The sequence below is a fragment of the Ketobacter sp. MCCC 1A13808 genome, from assembly GCF_009746715.1.
Classification (GTDB): domain Bacteria; phylum Pseudomonadota; class Gammaproteobacteria; order Pseudomonadales; family Ketobacteraceae; genus Ketobacter.
The window spans coordinates 318,464-339,248 of record NZ_VRKW01000003.1 but is presented as its reverse complement, the minus strand read 5'-3'; the positions used below and the strand labels follow the sequence as shown (position 1 = coordinate 339,248).

At 50.5% G+C, this 20,785-nt stretch carries 15 protein-coding genes; 13 read left to right on the top strand and 2 right to left on the bottom strand.

Annotated features, from left to right (window positions below; translation table 11 throughout):
* The first annotated feature begins 716 nt into the window (after positions 1-716).
* The 10 genes from FT643_RS08340 (at position 717) to FT643_RS08295 (ending at position 12,138) form a co-directional block, all read left to right on the top strand.
* A complete protein-coding gene (locus FT643_RS08340; RefSeq protein ID WP_156870921.1) occupies positions 717-3,194 on the top strand; it encodes a TonB-dependent receptor in 2,478 nt (825 codons plus the stop codon).
* Positions 3,195-3,367: 173 nt separating this feature from the next.
* The gene (locus FT643_RS08335) at positions 3,368-4,153 is read left to right on the top strand and encodes a DUF3450 domain-containing protein (protein ID WP_156870920.1); all 786 of its coding nucleotides are present in this window, start codon (positions 3,368-3,370) and stop codon (positions 4,151-4,153) included.
* Positions 4,150-5,532 (top strand): MotA/TolQ/ExbB proton channel family protein, encoded by a 1,383-nt coding sequence (locus tag FT643_RS08330; protein WP_156870919.1) that lies wholly within the window; start codon positions 4,150-4,152, stop codon positions 5,530-5,532. The genes FT643_RS08335 and FT643_RS08330 overlap by 4 nt, the downstream gene beginning before the upstream one ends.
* Entirely contained in the window at positions 5,513-6,043 is a 531-nt protein-coding gene (locus FT643_RS08325) for a MotA/TolQ/ExbB proton channel family protein (RefSeq protein WP_232339998.1), read from the top strand. Before FT643_RS08330 ends, FT643_RS08325 begins: the two co-directional genes overlap by 20 nt.
* Positions 6,044-6,053: 10 nt before the next feature.
* On the top strand, positions 6,054-6,464 hold the full coding sequence (locus FT643_RS08320; RefSeq protein WP_156870918.1) for an ExbD/TolR family protein: 411 nt from the start codon (positions 6,054-6,056) through the stop codon (positions 6,462-6,464).
* 12 nt (positions 6,465-6,476) lie between these two features.
* Positions 6,477-7,088: an energy transducer TonB gene (locus FT643_RS08315; protein ID WP_156870917.1), complete on the top strand. Its 612-nt coding sequence runs from the start codon at positions 6,477-6,479 to the stop codon at positions 7,086-7,088.
* Between the two features lie 32 nt (positions 7,089-7,120).
* Complete coding sequence (locus FT643_RS08310) at positions 7,121-8,497, top strand: tetratricopeptide repeat protein (protein WP_156870916.1); 1,377 nt, start codon at positions 7,121-7,123, stop codon at positions 8,495-8,497.
* A 199-nt stretch (positions 8,498-8,696) separates the two neighbouring features.
* On the top strand, positions 8,697-9,818 hold the full coding sequence (locus FT643_RS08305; protein WP_156870915.1) for a phosphoserine transaminase: 1,122 nt from the start codon (positions 8,697-8,699) through the stop codon (positions 9,816-9,818).
* Positions 9,819-9,866: 48 nt separating this feature from the next.
* Positions 9,867-11,048 (top strand): phosphoglycerate dehydrogenase, encoded by a 1,182-nt coding sequence (locus FT643_RS08300; RefSeq protein WP_156870914.1) that lies wholly within the window; start codon positions 9,867-9,869, stop codon positions 11,046-11,048.
* Between the two features lies 1 nt (position 11,049).
* Complete coding sequence (locus tag FT643_RS08295) at positions 11,050-12,138, top strand: hypothetical protein (protein ID WP_156870913.1); 1,089 nt, start codon at positions 11,050-11,052, stop codon at positions 12,136-12,138.
* On the opposite strand, the gene FT643_RS08290 is transcribed toward FT643_RS08295, so the two are convergent.
* On the bottom strand, positions 12,129-13,109 hold the full coding sequence (locus FT643_RS08290) for an amidohydrolase family protein (RefSeq protein WP_198043409.1): 981 nt from the start codon (positions 13,107-13,109) through the stop codon (positions 12,129-12,131). The genes FT643_RS08295 and FT643_RS08290 overlap by 10 nt on opposite strands.
* Positions 13,110-13,381: 272 nt before the next feature.
* On the opposite strand from FT643_RS08290, the gene FT643_RS08285 reads away from it, so the two are divergent.
* On the top strand, positions 13,382-14,614 hold the full coding sequence (locus FT643_RS08285) for a hypothetical protein (RefSeq protein WP_156870911.1): 1,233 nt from the start codon (positions 13,382-13,384) through the stop codon (positions 14,612-14,614).
* Positions 14,615-14,657: 43 nt separating this feature from the next.
* On the opposite strand, the gene FT643_RS08280 is transcribed toward FT643_RS08285, so the two are convergent.
* Positions 14,658-16,703: a TonB-dependent receptor plug domain-containing protein gene (locus FT643_RS08280; RefSeq protein WP_156870910.1), complete on the bottom strand. Its 2,046-nt coding sequence runs from the start codon at positions 16,701-16,703 to the stop codon at positions 14,658-14,660.
* Between the two features lie 292 nt (positions 16,704-16,995).
* On the opposite strand from FT643_RS08280, the gene FT643_RS08275 reads away from it, so the two are divergent.
* Entirely contained in the window at positions 16,996-18,834 is a 1,839-nt protein-coding gene (locus FT643_RS08275; protein ID WP_156870909.1) for a sensor domain-containing diguanylate cyclase, read from the top strand.
* A 265-nt stretch (positions 18,835-19,099) separates the two neighbouring features.
* A complete protein-coding gene (locus tag FT643_RS08270; protein WP_156870908.1) occupies positions 19,100-20,752 on the top strand; it encodes a GMC family oxidoreductase N-terminal domain-containing protein in 1,653 nt (550 codons plus the stop codon).
* The last annotated feature ends 33 nt before the right edge of the window (positions 20,753-20,785 follow it).

Below are 20,785 nucleotides of genomic sequence, written 5' to 3'. Positions count from 1 at the left end.
AGGCCTTCATACTGTAACGCCTCTATCGGTCTACTTATGCCTATCCGGTTTAGCGAACGACGCCCGGGCTATAACGTGTACACCCGCTTTCACGTTCACAATACTTATACGACCCTCTACTTACGCCGATGGAGTTGATACCTTGTTGTATTCTTTATTCGAAAAAAGAATCAGAACTCCGTGTATACAGCGAATATCAGGCAACTTTTTTTGATCTGTACCGCATTCAAACTTGACCTTTGAAGCACGCACTGACTAACAAGAAAAGGGCTTTCGTTCAACATAATGAACGGGTTAGCTCAAAATTCAACATATAAAATCCGGCTAGTGCGCAACCTGTAAAACTAGCTAATTTTGATCTACAAATGTATAAATTTAATCACGAGAGTCTTGCATGCCTCCACCCCATCGGATAGATTAAAACCATGTGACAACGCAGGTTGTAACTTTTAAGTTTCCCAACACGATCACTGAGCTTAATGCTGTTGGCTCACTTAGCTATACTAAAAAAAACAATTAGAAAGAATAACTATGATGTACAAAAGCGAACACCACATAAACCGCAACCATTCCAACGCAAAAATCCATTCGAATTTTTGCTTCTTTCTGATTTGCTCCCCCCAACCTGCCCTGATTGGCGTAACAAACCAAATTTGATAACAAACAAAAATAATTACTCGAAACAATAAAATTACGAAGGTGTATGGAGATTTAAAATGTGCGAATTGAAAAAGATCAGAAGGGGATTCCCTTCAACAGCGGCATCCTCCCCCCAACCGACAATGAGTTTTCTGGCTGCGGCAATCACTACGGTCATTGCTACCGGTTTTACCACACAGGTTAACGCTGAAGAGCCCGAGCAAGCCGAACGTCGGGGCCCCATCGAAGAAGTCACGGTAACAGCAAGACGTCGTGAAGAAAGCGCTCAGGATGTTCCCATTGCTGTAACCGTTATGAATTCCGACCAACTGGAAAAACAAAACATCGTGGAGCTGGAAAGTCTGGGCACCAAAGTACCGGCAGTGACCATTTCAAATACCGGCACCTCCTCCAACGCTCCCATTGTTGCTGTGCGGGGACAAAGGCCCACCGATACAACGCTTTCCCTGGATCAATCCATACCTATCTATTTTAATGATGTAGTTATGACGCCCTCCCAGGGAACCAACCTGGCTTTTTATGATTTAGCGAACCTGCAAATCCTGAAAGGCCCACAAGGCACCCTGTTTGGCCGTAACTCCACCGGTGGAGCACTGTTGATTACCCCGGCCAAGCCGACCAATGAGCAAGAAGGTTACGTGCAGATGAAGGTGGGTGATTACAACCTGGTTGGATTGGAGGGCGCTGCAAACATGCCTATCTCCGACAACCTGCAAATTCGCGTTGCCGGCCGCGCCTTACAACGTGATGGTTACCAGGAAGTGGTTGCTGACAATCAGTTAAACGGACAGGATTTGTGGGACGAAGATTCAAAAGGCATGCGCATCGGTGTCAATTACGAAACCAATTCTTTTTCCAACTTGTTCATGGTCGCCTACGACGAAAATGACATGATCGCGCGGGCACCGACTATTTCCGCGTTTGCACCCATTCAGGTGGGCGCATTAACTCAGGTGTCTTACGGCACCGGTGTCGCTGACGCTGTTACTCGACAAGCCAATCGTTCTGCCCACGATGTCGAAATCGATTTACTGGGAAGAGAAAAAGTCAAAAACACGTTCGCGTCCAACACCACTGAATTTGATATTTCCGACGACATGACCATAAAGAATATTTTTGGTTACCGCAAAGTCGAAACCTCAAGAACCAGCGACGCCGACGGCACCGCCTTCCCCATTTCCTCGAACGGTCTTTCTTCCCGCACCAGTGCTGTTACGCTTGACCCTGTTGGCGCGGAAGTAATCGAAGCAGAGCAGCTCAGCAATGAGCTGCAGTTGTTGGGAAGCACCGACAAAATAGAATGGATCACAGGTGTTTATTGGTATCAGATGGAAGCCTCACAAGACGGGTTTACTCAGGTCTTCTCCGGCAATGTGGGCCCTTTTCCTGCTCTGATTTATCAATCCGCGCCGATAGGCGATGTCGACAACACCGCCTATGGTGTATTCGGAGAAGCTACCTATCACTTCAATGATGAATGGGCCGCCACTCTGGGGTTACGCCAGAGCTGGGACGAACGCAGCGTTACCGTCAGAAACCAAAAGCAGGAACCCCAGAACCCAGCACTGCCCTTCACGCTCGCTTCCGACCCACTGGCCTGTGCCGTAACCGACGTCAATGGCAATCCCGAACCCGATTGTGCGCGTACAGAGAGCGAAACCTTTTCCGCGCCTACTGGCCGCGCGTCGGTGAGCTATACACCGGATGACGCCACTTTGATTTACGGAAGTATTTCGACCGGCTACCGATCGGGCGGCTTCAACCTCCGCGGTGTCGATAACGTTACTCTCACGCCATTTGAAGAAGAAAACGTTATCACCTATGAAGTGGGCCACAAAGCGGAATGGGGTAACTTCAGAACCGATGTCGCCGCCTATGTACAGCAATACGACGACATTCAGAAAACCGTATCCGTATCAACCGGTTCCAGTTTTGAAACCAGTACCATCAACGCCGCTACCGCCACCATACAGGGCATTGAGTTAAACGCCATGTGGGCAGTGACCGACGACCTGTTATTAACCCTGGGCTATGCCTACACCGATGCCAGTTATGACGAATGGGACACCGAAGTGAGAAATGCTACGGACCCGACCCTTCCGGCCTATGTACCCCATGATGCTTCCGGCAACGATTTTGAATTCTTGCCGGAAAATACCGCCACTGTTTCTGCTTCCTATACCTTCCCGACCGCAGTTGAAACCGGCGATATTTCATTGACCGCTTCCGTTTATTGGCAGGATGAAATGGTTAACTTTGCCATTCCCTCCCAATTCGAAAACACCATAGCTGATCCTACCTTACGCGCAGCGGCCTACCAATCGATTGAAGTCGACGCCTATGCAGTCGCCAATCTCCGGATCGATTGGCGTGCCATGCTGAATTCGGACTTCGATTCCTCACTGACCTTCAGCAACATCACCGATGAAGAATATGTATCGGGTGGCTTTAACCAGATTGACTCGCTGGGTCTGGTTGAATCAGCTTATGGGCCACCACGTACCATTGTGGCGTCCTTGAGATATAATTTTTAACACCGCTTTTATTCTATACTCTCCGATAACGGAACATTGCAACATCGCCGCTCATGAAAACTCATGAGCGGCGATGTTGCCGGATAGCAAAACGGAAAAGCCTCGATTAAAAGCAACCATTTTTGAATCAAATAACATTTCTCAATCACTTACTACTAAAAAGGGAAAGCATCATGAGAAAAATCACCCCCCCTTTCCTAGTACGACACTCGGCTATTCTGTTGTCTGCTAGCTTTCTTTTTTCAACCACAAGCATCGCAGCCAGCGTGGATCAAGTTGTGGGTGAGAATAACAAGGCCAATGTTGCCGCCAAACAATCGCAATCGAAAATCGACTCAATATCGCAACAAACCGATAAGCTCTTCAATGAGTATAAAGTTGTCAGCAAGGAATTCGATGGTCTGCGGGTTTACAACTCGCAACTCGAAAAACAGATTGCCAATCAACTAAAAGAGATGGAATCCATCAACAGCTCAATAGATCAGGTTACTGTTATTGAGCGTCAAATCGTACCGTTGATGCTAAGAATGATCGACGGTCTTAAACAGTTTGTGGAACTGGATGTACCCTTCCTGCAAGAAGAGCGAGACGAACGGATCAGCAACCTGGATCAATTGATGGAGCGGGCGGATGTGTCCGTGGCCGAGAAATTTCGCAAGGTCATAGAAGCCTACCAAATCGAAAGCGAATACGGCCGTACCATCGAAGCTTATCGCGGCACCATCGACATCGCTGGCAACCAAAGAGAAGTGGATTTTTTAAGAATAGGCCGGGTTTCGTTGATGTATCAAACCGACGATTCCAAATATTCCGGCATCTGGGATAACGAGAGCAAAGACTGGGCTCCTCTAACAGATCAATATCGTAGCGCCATCCGCGACGGGCTTCGTATCGCACGCAAAGAAGTGGCACCCAATTTACTGAAACTACCGGTTCAGGCAGCGGAGACAGTACAATGATCAGGACATTAACCCTTGGCACATTACTGGTCAGTTTGACTTTGGCAGGTCAGGTTATGGCCGCCCCGGCAGCTAATCTGGATCAGCTTCTCAACCTGGTTAAACAAGGCAAAACCGCAGAGGCCAAAGAAAACAGCGCCCGCGAAGCCCGCTTCAGATCAGAAAAAAGCAATCAGGCCTCCATTCTGGCGCAGGCGAAACAGGATCTGGTCACTGAAGAAAAGCGCAGCGTAGAGCTGGAGACCCAGTTTGAGAAACAGGAACTGGAAACCGCAGCACTCCAGGAAGCACTGAACAAACGTCTTGGCTCCCTCAAAGAACTATTCGGCGTATTGCAGCAGGCTGCCGGCGATACCACCGGTCAATTCGAAACCTCCATCATCAGCTCTCAGTTTGAAAATCGCGGCGATTATCTAACTAAGCTGGCAAAGAAGATGGGCACCAGTTCAGAGCTTGCCTCCATCGAAGAAATTGAACGTCTCTGGTTCGAACTGCAGCGCGAAATGACGGAGTCTGGCAATGTGGTTAAGTTCAACCACTCCGTTATCGATGCGACCGGTCAGGAAAAGGAATCCGAAGTTATCCGTGTCGGCACATTCAACCTGGTAGCCGACGGAAAATATCTGAAATACGATAGCGATACCGGAAAAATTGCTGAACTGATTCGTCAGCCTTCTGCCCGTTTTGTGGAAACAGCAGAAGCCATGACCAACGCCGCACCCGGCCAATTGGTCGAATTCGGACTGGACCCCTCGCGCGGAACGCTGCTGTCTGCGCTGATAAAGGAGCCAAACGTCAAGGAGCGAGTCGAACAGGGTGGCCTGGTCGGTTTTATCATTATCGGAGTTGGCATTATATCCATGCTGATTGCGCTGGAGCGTATTATCACCCTGTCGCTTACCCGCGCAAAAGTCCGCGCTCAAACCAAATCAACCACGGCCAGTCTGTCCAATCCCCTGGGGCGCGTATTGTCGGTTTATCAAAACAACCCCAAGTTGGACCCGGATACCCTGGAGCTGAAACTGGCGGAAGCCATCATCAAGGAAAAACCGCGTTTGGAGCGTTTCATCCCGTTGTTGAAAATCATCGCTGTGGCCGCCCCCCTTCTCGGGCTGCTGGGAACGGTTATCGGGATGATCGTGACTTTCCAATCCATCACTCTATTCGGCACCGGCGACCCGAAATTGATGGCAGGCGGGATTTCCCAGGCGTTGATCACCACCGTTCTGGGTCTGCTGGTTGCGCTTCCTACGTTATTTTTCCACAGTATTTCCAATTCTATCGCTAAAAATGTACTGCACATTCTGGAAGAACAAAGTGCAGGGGTCATTGCCGAGCGAATGGAGCAGGAGAAGGACAATGATGTACGCGCTGCTTGATGCCTATGAATCGCTGCGGGTTTTTCTAGAGACCGGCGGCATCGTGTTGCTGTTAATCGGCATTAACATCTTCGGCATGTGGACTTTAATCTTTGAACGAATCTGGTTTTTCCAGGTTCGTTACCGCAAAGACAAAGCAGGCACACTGGAACGCTGGAACGCCCGCCAAGAACGCAAGTCATGGACCGCGCAACAGATTCGCACGGCCATTATTTCCAAAAGTCAGGAGGCTTTGAATGATCGCTTGGCACTCATTCAGACCCTTATCGCCATTTGTCCCTTGCTTGGGTTATTGGGAACCGTGACGGGTATGATTGATGTGTTCACCAGCATGTCCTTTTTCGGTTCCGGAAACGCCAGAAACATGGCTGCGGGTGTCTCTAAAGCCACTATTCCAACCATGGCCGGGATGGTCGGTGCGTTGTCAGGGCTCTTTGCCATCACCTATTTAAAACGTTATGCCCAACGCGAAAGCGAGTTAATAGAAGACGGGCTGACCACCGAACACTGAGGAATACGTCATGAGAAAAGCGCTATCCAAGTTAAGTACTGACGATGAAGAAACGGCCATTGACCTCACACCCATGCTGGATGTGGTGTTCATCATGCTGATCTTCTTTATCGTTACGGCTTCGTTTGTCAAAGAATCCGGAATCGATGTTAACCGGCCCGATGCGGAAACCGCCCAGAAAAAAGAACGTGCCAATATTCTGGTGGCCATAGATGAGCGCAATCAGATCTGGATTGACAAGCGAATGATAGACCCACGTGCAGTACGGGCTAATATTGAACGCCTGCATGCAGAAAACCCACAAGGGTCTGTGGTTATTCAAGCGGATAAAAATTCCAAAAATGAGCGTCTGGTACAGGTTATGGACGCTGCGCGGCAGGCAGGTGTATATAACGTTTCCATCGCTGCAAACGATAGCTGAGGTTCACTCACGATGTACGCAAGAATCGTTTTTTCAGCCATACCGGCGGTTGTCGTCACGTTAGCATTGTATTTCCTGATGATGTCACTGATTACCACCGCCAATAAAAAGTTAAACGATGACGGAGAACGGTACGTGGTGGATTTCGTCCGCGTACAGCAGGATGAAGCCGTTCAAACCAAGGATCGGAAACCGGAGAAACCGCCACAACCGGAAGAGCCACCACCGGATACGGTTGAGCCACAACTGGACGCGCCGGATATGCAGCAAAACACTGTATCTGTGGCGACTGCAGCACCGATGGATAAGACGCTGGATATTTCTACCGGGTTTGGTTTAAGCGGTGCTGACGGGGACTTCTTACCCATCGTCAAGGTTCAGCCGATTTATCCACGCCGGGCACTTTCCCGCGGTATCGAAGGCTACGTCATCCTGGAATTCACGGTGACCAAAAACGGTTCGGTAAAGGACCCGGTGGTCGTCGAGGCAAATCCGACCGGCATCTTCGATTCGGCGGCCATCAACGCTGCGCTGAAGTTTAAATATAAGCCCAGAATCGTGGACGGTGTGCCTGTTGACGTAGCAGGCGTACAAAACCAGCTCACGTTTCAGCTCGAAGATTAGTTTTATCACCATTACTGAGAAAGAATATTTGTATGAAAACGATTCCGTATCATCGCTATTTCAACTCAACTACACCAGTCAACCCACCGTCACTGGTACGTTATACGGCCGGCCTGTTAATCGTTGGGCTACTGGCATCGTTTTCTCCCACTATTCTGGCGGCGGAGAACAATTCCGCCCCGCAGACACAGCAGAGGCAGACTAAAAAGACACCCGCACTGCGGGAAAAAATCTATAAGGTTCTGTCTGAAGCCCAGGCCAAATCAGAAGAAAACAAACCCGATGAAGCGATCAAGGCTCTCGATCGCTTAAAAAAGGGCTCTGACCTGAATAGCTACGAGTCTGCGATGATGTGGAAGTTCTATGCCTACATCTATTACTCACAAGACAATCATGATCAGGCTATCTACAGTTACGAGCAGTTGTTGAAGCAAGATGCGTTACCGGAAGCACTGGAATCGGAAGCACTTTACAGCACCGCTCAACTGTATTTCGTAAAAGAAAACTACAACAAAGCCATTAACTATCTGAATCGTTGGTTCACGCTCACCGACTCCCCCAAAGCGCAAGCGTATATTATGCTGGGCCAGGCCTATTACCAATTGGGCCAGATGGACAAAGCACTCAAACCCATTACCACCGCCATCGCCATGGAAGAAAAAGGCGGCAAGCGCCCTAAAGAAAGCTGGTATCTGTTATTACGGGCTCTTTATTTTGAACAAAACAATTATAAGGAGGGTGCGAAGGTACTTGAGAAACTCGTGGCCTATTACCCGAAAAAAGAGTATTGGGTGCAACTATCCGGAGTTTATGGCGAACTCAAACAAGAGACAAAACAGCTCAGCAGCCTTGAGATTGCCTATCGCCAGGGCCTGTTAAATAAAGAAAGCGAGTGGCTGACCTTGGCGCAACTGCTTATCGCAAACGACGTACCTTATAAAGCGGCGAAAGTGATTGAGCGCGGTGTAAAGGAAGGCATCATCAAGGAAGATAAGGATAATTTGAAACTGCTGTCCTATGCCTGGTCAACCGCTCAGGAAGCAAAGAAGGCCCTGCCTATTTTGGCCAAAGCGGCGGAAACCTCCCAGTCCGGCGAAATCGATATCCAACTCGGCTCCACCTATTACCAGCTGGACGAGTGGAACAAGTCGGTAACCTACCTGCGTAAGGGCATTAAGAAAGGGGACGTCAAACGCAAGGACAATGCCTATATGTTGCTAGGCATGGCATTATTTAATCTGAACCAATTCGAAGACGCGCAGTACGCGTTCAAGGAAGCAGCGAAATCAAAAGATTCAAAGGCGTCAGCCACTCAATGGCTCAATTACGTGGGTAAAGAAATCGAACGACGGGATATGCTGGCACAAACCATGAAGGCAATGGAAGCCCAGCAACCGGATACGAATTGAGATAGGCTGCCACAACTTTGACCCGGGCCGGCAGATCCCTATCTGCCTCCCGGTGGTTCCCCCTCTTTGATAGCCGTTTAACTACCCCTCTCAGGCCAACTGCTACATTGGCTAATTTTCAGTCTTGAATTTGGCTTTTGGCGTGTCGTCATAGCTGTCATAATTTCCCCCCGATCCAATTCTTTATCCGAGGACACCAATGCAACCTCAGTACAAACCGAAAAGCCCCAATTTCTCGTCCGGTCCCTGCGCCAAACGCCCGGGCTATAACGTAACCTCGCTGGCGCTGTCTGCTCTGGGACGCTCCCACCGCTCTGCCATCGGTAAGGCCGCGCTGCAACGTTGCTGTGAAGAAACCGCGGAGTTACTGGGATTACCCGAAGGCTATCGCGTGGGCGTGGTGCCGGCCTCCGATACCGGAGCCATGGAAATGGCACTGTGGTCAATGCTCGGCCCCCGCCCGGTGGATGTACTGCATTGGGAATCGTTCGGCTCCGGCTGGCATACGGATATTGTGAAACAACTGAAGGTGGACCCGGTACGGTCCATGCAGGCGGAATACGGCGAACTGCCACCTTTGCATGAGGTTGATTTCCAACACGACGTTGTTTTCACCTGGAACGGCACGACCTCCGGCGTTAAAGTGCCCGATGGCAAATGGATTGCCGACGACCGCCAGGGGCTGACTATTTGCGATGCCACTTCCGCGGTATTCGCAATGGAATTGCCCTGGAAAAAGCTCGATGTGGTGACTTTCTCCTGGCAGAAAGTGCTGGGCGGTGAAGGCGCCCATGGCATGCTGATATTGAGCCCGAGGGCGGTTGAGCGGCTTGAAAGCTATACTCCGGCCTGGCCGCTGCCGAAGATTTTTCGTATGACTAAAGGCGGCAAACTGATTGAGGGCCTCTTCCGTGGTGAGACCATCAACACACCGTCCATGCTGTGTGTCGCAGACTATCTGGATGCGCTAAGCTGGGTTCGCGGGCTGGGTGGCGTCAGCGCTGCCATCGACCGCTCTGTTGCCAATATGGCCGTAGTGGAAAATTTTGTTGATCAACACGAGTGGATCGATTTTCTGGCAAAGGAGCCGGCCCAACGATCCAATACCAGTATCTGCCTGACACTAAAAACCGACCCCGACCAGACCAAGCGCTTCATCAAATTACTGGCTGATGAAGAGGTTGCCTTCGATATCGGGGCTTATCGGGACGCGCCGGACGGTATCCGCATTTGGGGTGGCGCCACCGTGGAAACTTCCGATATGGAAGCCTTGATGCCCTGGCTCCAATGGGCCTACCAGAAAGTCACGCAATCACAATAATAATCAAGCCGGAATCAGTAATGGATCTTATCAATTAGGGAATGCCACATGTTTAAAGTCAAAACCTACAACCAAATCTCTGTCAAAGGCCTCGAGCGCTTCCCTCGCGCGGACTATGAAGTTGGCAGCAATATCAACCACCCGGATGGCATTTTGCTGCGCAGCCACAAACTGCACAACGAAGCGCTAGCGGAAACGGTACTCTGTGTCGCGCGTGCCGGAGCGGGTGTGAATAACATCCCGCTGGAACAATACACACAACGAGGCGTTGTGGTGTTCAACACACCGGGCGCCAACGCCAACGCTGTAAAAGAGTTGGTATTAGCGGGCTTGCTGCTGGGCTCACGGGGCGTGCTTACCGGCATCGAATACGTGCAAAGCCTGAACCATCTGAAAGATGCCGCCGAGATGAGCAAATTACTGGAAGCGGAAAAGAAACGCTTTGCCGGTAACGAGCTTTATGGCAGCACCTTGGGTGTAGTGGGCTTGGGCGCGATCGGCTCGATGGTAGCGGAAATGGCCCTGGCTCTGGGTATGAAAGTGGTGGGCTATGACCCCGCTCTGTCAGTGGATGCCGCCTGGCGTTTACCGAATCGTGTGGAACGGATGGAAAATCTTCATTCTCTACTGTCCCGTGCCGACTATATTACGTTGCACGTGCCCGCCTTAGACGCGACCAAAGACATGATCAATCACGATACCCTGCAATCGGTTAAACCCGGAGCCCGGCTACTTAATTTTGCACGCGACGCCATTGTCCATACAGCGGCGATTGTGGACAGCCTGGAATCGGAACAAGGGCTGGGTATGTACATCTGCGATTTTCCTGAACCCCGCCTGATGGGCCGCAATGACGTCGTTGCCATGCCACACATCGGCGCCAGCACCGCGGAAGCCGAAGAAAATTGTGCGGTCATGGCGGCCGACCAGTTAATGGAATTCATACAACACGGCAATATCAAAAATTCCGTTAACTTTCCGGCAGTCAATATGCCACGGGCGGAAGGCTGTTGCCGGATCACGTTCACCAACGACAATGTTTCCGGTGTGCTGGGCAATGTCTTGTCTATTTTCACCGAGAATAACGTCAACGTGATCGACATGATGAATAAAAGCCGTGGCAACGTGGCCTATAATATTCTGGATGTGGAAAGCATGCCCAACGACACGATCATCGACCGCCTGCGCCGGGTGGAACATGTGATCAGTGTGCGGGTATTGCCCGAATAAATTGGAAAAGCATCTTTGGAAAGCGCGCCCTGCCTCAGCGCGAATATTCGAACACCTGAGTCGCCCGTTTGAAACAGGGTTAGCGCAGATTGATTCGGTTTCTGGCATGCAGGAATTCCTGGTTCAACACGGGCGTTCCTTATGGCATGAAGCCGTCCGCTACGCCCGGGCAGGTTCCGATTTTGATGATCGTTTATTATATTGGTCCCGGCTCGGCATGACCCATAAACTCAGAATCTGCCTCGCCAGTAAAAGCCGGAGCAGCCCCTTATCACGCAACTACTTCCACTTATTGAGCTTGTTTGATCAGGCAGCACGGGGCTTGTATGAACCACCTGCAACCCGCACGGACAAGTTAATCGTTATAAGCGGTTTTGACCCATTTAACCTGGCATCGGCGCTGGATAAGAGCAACACCTCCGGTGCCAGCGTATTAGCATTACACCAGCAGACATTGACAGCAGACGCTGTTACCGCCACCGTGATCGGTGCTATTTTTCCGGTACGCTATAAGGATTTTAACCAAGGCATCGTTGAATCGTTTTTCAAGCCCTATCTAAGCGCCGTGCACGCCCCGGATTTAGTGATGACCATTAGCCAAATCCAGGATGATTTCAAAGTCGAACGTTTTGCCGGCAGGCGTCGCTCGAGTGAATCGTTCGCGGACAACGCCGGCCGCATCAGCGGTGGATCGCGCCAGCAACCGGTGGAACCGGCTGGCTTGCTGCCAGGCCCTGAATTTATTGAAACCAGCTTGCCCGCTGTTGCGATCCGGGCAGCGCTCGGACGCCACCAACCATTAGCCAATGAGCTCCGCTTTATGCAGCAGGGGGAGACCGCAGGGGAACCGCAATGGCAGTACACAATACCCGCAGAAAGCGGCAATGCGGTGTGCGGATCCGGCGGTGGTTTTTTATCAAACGAAATTTTTTATCGCACCAGCTTATTACGCTTGCATTCCCGGCATAGAAATCTGCCGATGGGACATTTTCATATTCCGGCGCTGGCAGACAATAACAGCCCAGAGCAACGTACTGAAATTGTGAATACGGTAAAGAAAGCGCTTATCGCGACGCTGCCTTATTTATGATGCACTTTCGCTGAATTGGTTTTAGGTAAAATAGTTAAGAAATTTTCCTTTGCCACGCGCCTTGCATCCTCCGGCTGAAGCTGTTCCAGCAAGGGTATAAAGTCTTGCATTTTCTCGTTTACACGCTTGAATGATCCGGTCACATCCGACCCCAACATAAAGCGGTCCGCGTGGTTTTCTATTAGGCTTAACCAGCGGGGGCTTACCTTTCCGCGCGGCTGGATATGATCGTCCATCACGGTCCACGAAAGGTCTATCCATAAATTGGCGTAGGCGGAAAGTAAACGCTCCAGCTCCTTGGCAAGGAATTCCGGCTTATTACGCAAGTTAATGGTTTTGCTGGTACCGGCATGGGCCCAGATAAAACGGGTGTTCGGGTTTTGCTTCAAGGCATCCTCCAACTCGGAAAGATACACTGGGTCATCTGCCGACATCGAGGTAATATTGCTGTGCAACAAAACCGGCAAATCGTGTTTGGCCGCCAACTTATATACCCGCATTAACGCAGGATGGTTGGCACGAGCGGTCTCACCATAGGTTAACGCAGTAAGGTCATCATGACGGGTAATCACTTCGCCTATACCCTGCCAAAAACCAGGATACCATTCCAGCATTCTTGCAACATGTTCGGCTGCATTCTTGTCCGTCGGATTAAAACCACAGATAAAGGGATGCAAACGCCGTTGCTGGCTTTCAGGCAGGCTTAACACGGCGCGAGCTATAATCTCATCGGTCAGGCTATACCAATAAACATTGGCGTCATCGCTGAAGGCGGTGTCCGGCTTACCCGGTTGATCATCCGCCCACTTTTTAATAACCGGCAATCCGCTAATAACAGAATGTTCGATGCTGGCGGAATCCATAGCCTCAATTAAGGGCTCGATTCCCTGGCTTTGCTGACTGAAATTTACATAATGAAGATGCGCGTCATTGTATTTATATTTTTCAGCATAGACTGATGAAACCGACATAAAGCTTGTCGTTACAAGAAGCAAAGCTAAACGGTGAAAGATAGTCATATTAATTAAGTCGTCTGTTTCCAGTTATTGTTCCGGACCTGAAAGTTAAGTGAATTCAACGTTGGTTGGACCCTAGCGTAGACAAAAAGTGTCGCCTTAATAAAAAACACGGGGCCCCTGACAAATCTTGCAAAAGTGTGCAATCCGTTGTGAAATTTTTGCTGCAATGCAATATTCTGGTGAGACCCTTCCCCTGTATACGTCAAACTCTAAGGTGCTCAACCATGTTGTCGAACATAAGCCACGCCTTTTGCCGGAATGGCCGGATTCTATACTCTCTGACAGCCTGCGTCACGCTTCTCACCTGTCTGTCTTGCGCTCTGCCAGCGGTCGACAAGTCTCGCCTTCAGAAATCGGTTAGCACCCAAAAGATGCCTGCCCCCTACCCCGATAGTCAACGAATTTCAGGGCTGAACCTGGATTGGAGCACCCATCAGCGGCACGCACAGGGCAGTGACAATTTCCAGATGACCTGGGCCGAGGATAACAACTTATACGGAGCCTGGGGCGATGGCGGTGGTTTTGGGGGAACCAACAATAAAGGACGTGTCAGTCTGGGTGTCGCCCGTATTGAAGGGGATCTCGAAAACTATCAGGGTTACAACGTCTGGGGCGGATTTGAGGCAGAAAACCCGGCCACCTTCCCGGGTAAAAGCTGGGGCATGATTGGAGCCGGGACCCACTTATTTATGTGGACCGTTCCGGGCAAGCCGGTAGGCGAACATCATATTAACCCCTACCGGTATATTGAGCTGGCCACGTCGCAAGACCAGGGCAAAACCTGGCACAAATCCGACTGGCAATTCACTTCACAAGAAAACCTGACAATCCCCACTTTTCTGAATTTCGGCCGTGACAACGCCGGAGTTCCCAGCCGTATGCAAGGCTACATCTATTCTTATTTCATTCACCCGGAGCAACGCGATATTCAACAAGCCGGGCCGGATGGCCGCGGACTCATCGTTCACAAACCCGGGCGCCTCTATCTGGCCCGCATAGCGGACACCGGACTACCCGGAAAAAAATCCGATTTCGAGTTCTTCTCCGGCCTTGGTGCAGACGGTACACCCCGCTGGGGAACACTGAGAGAAAAGCAACCCGTATTTGAAGATGCGAATGGCGTGGGCTGGTGTTTGAGCGCAAGCTATCATCCCGCAACGGACCGTGTGTTGCTGGCCACAGAGCACGACATTAGTCACCAGGGCCAACTCGGTGTGTTTGAATCACCTAATCCCTGGGGGCCGTGGTCCACCGTAGAATATTACAGCCGTGAAGCCCCGTTTGGTGCAGTCCGGCCAGGCAGCCGCCTTGCCTGGAACAACAACCTGTTTTATCTGTCTTTTATCACCAAGTGGTTTGACGGCAACCATTTCACCATCAGCTTTACCGGGGGAGGCAAAGGCAAAGACAACGATTCGTTCAATATCGTTAGCGGCCGATTCATCACACCGGAGTAAAACCTTCGACCTGATGACCGCTGGGTGATTCCGCTATCGAATGCTATAGATGCCAGGACGCGGACAGCGATAAATTGATGCCGTTATCCGGCACGCCTTTTACCTGTCCCATATAGCCCGGCTGAAAGTCATCCCGGTTAAATAAATTGCGGATGGTCATGCGAGTAGTAAGGCTGGAAGACACCATCCATGCCAACACGATATCGGTTCGCAGAAACGTTTCCGGCCCTTGATTTGCCATTGCTGCAGCGCTAAACACTTCAGCGGCCTGCCGGCGATGGTGGTAGCGCGTGGAGGAATACAGATCCCAGTTTGCATTGAAGGTATATCCGACTCCGATGTTCAGCATCCAATCGGGAAATGCATCGAAAAATTCATCTGTGTCGTCATTTTTACTTCGGACGTGAGACAGCATGGTGTCGAATCGAAATTTATTCCAGCGCGCCAACGTTTCCAACTCAAAGCCGTAGGCTTTATTCTGCCCGGTATTCTGAAACTGGAAATCAACGCCATTAACCGGCACATCGAGCGCCTCTGTGCGTATTGCATCACTCCAGTCATTTGCAAAAAGAGTAATCCCGGCAAACAGATGCTCGAATTGGGTCTGTAAAACCAACTCAATAGTCTCTAGCGCTTCCGGTTGCAAATCATCGTTTGCTGCGATTTGTTCCGACCCGAAACGTTCTAGCAAATTGGGTGCGCGAAACGCCTGACCATAGAGTAATTTGATGACCGTTCTGTCGTTCAGATGCTGCAACAACCCCAGCCTGGGACTGGTTTGTAGATCGAACTCCTCGAATTCATCCAGCCGCAAACCATATACGATTTCGGTTTTGCCCAAATCAAATAGATAGAGGGGATAGCGGCCGTCCAGCAGCAAACTGTGCGAATCGGATTCTGTGCCTGCTTCTTCACGTTGCACTTCGGTCAAAGCGCCACTGTTATTCAATGTGGTGACATTAAACTCATCCAATACCGCTCCTCGATATTCATAACCATAAGCCAGGTTGGCACCATTATCGAATGAGTGGCGATTAATAGCCTGCAAACCCCAATGGCTTTCCTGCCGTTGCTCTTCGACGTTGACTCCCAATACAGTGTCACGGAAATCGGTGTTATAAACGTCCTCGTTTTTCCAATAGTAACCAAAAACGGAAAATTTACTTTGATCAGACCATTCATGGTTCATACCCAGTTTCATCAGGCTTGTCAGACTGCGGTAATACGACCAATCTTTGTCTGCCATTCCCGGTTCACCCAACGTTGCGCCGATGCCGGGCAATTGATTGGCGTCCATATTGAACAGATAGGCGTTCGCATACAACTCGGTGCCAGTGCGAACATGCGCAGAGTATTTCACCACAAGATTGCTGATCTCAAGCTCATTGCTGCGCTCACCGCTGCGAACTTGTCCAAGAGCGGGTTCGTTGTATTCATACTGCAGCGCCTGGTCGCCCAGTTTTCGTTGACTCAGCACCGTGGTTAAGCCCTGCTGCTCCCCTTCAAAATGAGCAAGCACCGAACCCGCTCCGTCTTGTTCTGTGCCCGCTTCAAGTTGCACCGTTTTAGTCGCTTCCGTCGGGGCGTAGGTTTGCATTGATATAACCCCGTGGAACGCGTCAGCGCCGTGCATTGCAGAACCCGGACCGCGAATTAACTCAACATTACTGAGCGTCGCCAAATCAAACCCTTCGATACCTAGCATGCCGGTACCGGAGCGCAATTTATTCACCGGAATATCATCAAGCCGGGTCGCGATACCGCTGTTGGAATTGAAATCAAAAAAGCCACGAATGGAAGTCACTCGCGAAGATGCAAAACCCTGCGGTGATATTGTGGAGGGCATGTTGTTCAACAGTTCACCCATGGTGCGGACGCCCAACTCCTGCCAATGTGCAGGATCGGAATGGGTGACACTACTGCTCGCGTCCATCCGGGTTTGATCAAAATACGATGTGCTGGTGACTTTGATATCCATCAGCTCCTCTAGGGAAATGCTGAACAGATCTCGCTCGTGAGCAAAGAGCGATACGCTGAAACACTGAATAGATATCGTGGTAATCAGCTTAGTAACGAAATGTTGTTTCATCCTTGAACACCTTCAACCAATGAGTTCGCATAACTGCCCCAAGCATCCCGAAGGGGCAGGTTAATGTTATGCAGCCTTCTCCGATACCGGCCAGCCTTCAAAACATTCGCCATATAAACCTATTAGTCCCATTTCAATGAATAAATCCACTTACGTCCCCGTGAATCCAATCTAAATTAAGCACTTACTGCAACTTGCATCTATTATTTAAGGATAGCTGAACATCGTCTTTTTGGTTCAAGGGGCCAAGTTACACAGCGCTTAATATAAACTAATCGGGTTTTGGTACGGTATGCTTCGGATTTTGTTTGTTTTTCTTCTTTTCGCGGGGTTCGGTGGGGCGAAGGCCGAAACTGTGATGCTGGATCCCGGCGATCAACAGACAATCATTGAAAACCTTCGATATCTCGAAGACCCGGATGCTCAATTGGACATTACCGATATCCGTAACCCCGACCTGAACTGGCTGCAACACTCAGGCAGCTCCTTTAATAAGAGCTTCAGCCAGTCGACCTGGTGGCTGCATCTGCAATTAAACAACCCGCAAAACCGAACGGAAGATCGCTTGCTTGAGATCTCTTACGCTATTTTGGACTATGTGGATATTTACGTCTTTTCTAACCATAGCCAGATATCCCATTTCACCCTAGGGGATAGGTATCCTTATGCGGACCGCCCCATAGACAGCCCGTTTTTTGTGGTACCTCTACATTGGTCCCGTGATGGTCGGATGGATGTCTATCTGCGCATCAAATCCAGCAGCGCGATCCAGGTTCCACTGACGCTATGGCAGCCCGACACCTTCACCACCCAAGCAGCCAAAACCAACATCATTCAAGGTCTGTACTACGGGGCCATGCTTGTCATTGTGGTGTACAACCTGTTAATTTTTCTGGCGCTGTGGGATCGAAGCTATCTTTATTACTCCGGTTTCGTTTTGTCGATGCCGCTGTTTTTTGCAGCCATCAGCGGTCAGGGCTTTCGCTACATCTGGCCCGACATTCCGGGCTGGAATGACTACGCGCTCACACTCTTCTTAGCGTTGACCGTGATTTTCGCCAATCTGTTTACCCGACTTTTCCTTGATTTGAAGAAGGTATCACCGCTGTTAAATTATTGGACCCTGATTGTCACCGCGCTCGCCGTGATCGGTTTGGGTTTAGTGCTCTTTTCCAATTATCGTATCAGCATTTTGTACCTTGTTGCTGTGAGTGCAATATCCGCTCCCGGCAGCATGGTGGCCGGTGTTGTTTCCTGGCGCAGAGGAGCTGAAACCGCGCGTTTTTACTGTGTTGCCTGGGCCTTGTTCTTGCTCGGCGTGAGCGTTCTGGTTCTGAACAAAATCAATATTCTCCCCAACAACCAGCTCACTCAATATTCTGTGCAAATCGGTTCCATACTTGAAGCGGTATTGCTGTCCTTTGCCATGGCAGAGCGAATCAACGTGGAAAGAAAGCTGCGTTATCAAGCTCAGGATGAAACCCTAACCACCACTCGCCGCTTGAACACAGAATTGGAAACACGGGTCCAGGAGCGAACCGACGAATTGGAACAACTGAATAAACGCCTGCGTGTATTAAGTAATACGGATCAGCTGACGGGCTTATACAACCGCCGTTATCTTGAACAGAAGATGCAGTCTGAATGGGAACGCTGCAAACGGTATAAACACAGCATGGCCATGGTGATGATGGACGTGGATTATTTTAAAACGGTTAATGATACCTATGGCCATCCGGCGGGTGACGAATGCCTGCGTCAGGTTACGGCACAGATTCTGGGTTGTGTCCGTGTTCAAAGTGATCACGTGGCTCGCTACGGAGGCGAAGAATTCTGCATGCTATTGCCGGAAACCGATACTGAAGGTGCGGTAGTTTTGGCCGAACGAATTCGCACTATTGTCGCCAGCCATCCCATTGTTACTCAGGACCATGTGTTTAATGTCACTATCAGCCTTGGTGTGTTCGCCATGATCCCCAACAATAACCAGCACCTTGGCTATATGTTGCAATGTGTGGACCTTGCCCTGTATCAATCCAAAGAAAACGGCCGTAATCTAGTGACCGTATTCGATCCTGATCACAGCAACCCACAAAAACCAAATGACGAAATAAAGAATTCGCACCGTTGAAAATACCGATGCACCTCTCTCCAAAAAAATAGCACTCCATTGCCTTAAGAGTCTTATTAAAACGCGGATCAGGATTCTGTTTACCTCGAAAAAATCCGTTTCAAGCGCACTTTCAAAAACATAATTACAAAGTTACATAGAAAGAAAGGTTGCGAGCACCTTTGCACTGTAAGTAGACTGGAATACTTGTGAAACACCGCTTATCACATCGCGCTATCCCTCATCGCAATGTTGTCATTAAAAAAATAAATACGGGACCGATCCAATGAAAAAACTTGACCGTCGTAAATTTCTTGGTGGTGCAGCCGCTGTTGCTGCCAGCACCGCCATCCCCACCACATCCGAAGCAGCCATCGGCCGGCGAACGACCCGCTCCGAGGAGCGCGTTGTGGTTATCGGATCCGGATTTGGCGGCGGCATCAGCGCGCTGCGGCTGGCGCAAGCCGGCGTTAAAGTGCTGATGCTGGAAAAGGGCCGTTGGTGGCATACCGGGCCGAACTCAAACACCTTTCCCAGCGCCATGGCTCTCAGCCAAAAGCACCTCTTTTATACCGCCTGGCCTGAATACGCCGGCTTCCGTATTGGTCTGGCACCCTATGCCGGCGTTCTCGAAGCAATGACGTCTCCTACTCATACCATCGTATCTGCCTGCGGTGTCGGTGGTGGCTCGCTGCTGTATCAGGGCATGACTCTGCAGCCCACCGAAAAGAATTTCACCGATTGGTTTCCTGCCGGAATCGACTACGCCGAAATGGACCAAGTTTACTACCCCCGTGTAGCGCAAATGCTGAAGGTGAAAACAGCACCTGACAAACTCATTAACAGCAAGACTTATAAGGCGGCACGAATTTTTGCTGACCGCGTACTGGAAGCCGGTTATGACCTTACCAAAATTCCTATGCCCATTGATTGGCAGTACGCGTTGGACGAACTCGACGGACTGATGAAACCGTCCTACACCAACGGCGATTGTGCTTTGGGCGTTCGTAACGGCGGCAAACATTCGGTGGATGTCACCTATATTGACCAGGCCCTCGCCACCGGTAACCTTACGGTGGAAGCACTGCACCACGTGCGCGAACTGGAACGGGCCGATGACGGTTCCTGGCTGGTGTATGTGGATCGCACCAATCTGCGTGGCACGGTGCTCGAGCACAAGATCATCAAGACTCAAACGCTGATCGTCGCTGCGGGCACCGCCAACACCAATAAACTCCTGCTCAGCGCAGCCGCCGAAGGTAAAATTACCGACTTGCCCGATGAACTGGGTCAAGGCTATGGCACTAACGGTGATCAAATCTATGTCTGGAACAAAATGCCGGAGAATCCCGGCCCCCGGCAGGGTGGCCCGGTGATTTACGGTAGTCGCGAGTGGGAAGATCCGGATCAACTTGCCAACACGATCATCCAGGCGTCCATTCCTCCGTTGCAGCCTGGAAAAAGTTATGCGTCTTCTATCCCAACATCGTTGGTACCGGGAATGGCCGGCATGGCTACTGATCCAACCGTGCAGGGCACTCCCGCCACCATGTTGGTTGGCTTTGGTGTCAGCCCGGATCGCGGCCATTTCAGCTACAACCCAACCAAACGCCGGGTGGAGCTACACTGGCCGAAAGACGGCGACGCCGCTCTGGCAGCCCGTATTCACGAGCGGATCGCAAAAGTTGCCGGCCCGGACAGCCAGCTCGTCAATACCAACAAAACCGTCAACAGCACCTGGCACCCATTGGGTGGCGCCTGTATTGATGTCGTGTGCGATCTGGAAGGTCGCGTTAAAGGACAAAAGGGGCTTTATGTCCTCGACGGGGCCTTGATGCCCGGCACCACTGCCGCTTGCAATCCGTCCATGAGCATTGCCGCGATTGTGGAGCGGGCAATGGACCGGATTGTGCAAGACGACGTAGGGACTATTATCTAAAGGGCGTAATGAAGACGAACCACGGCCGGCATT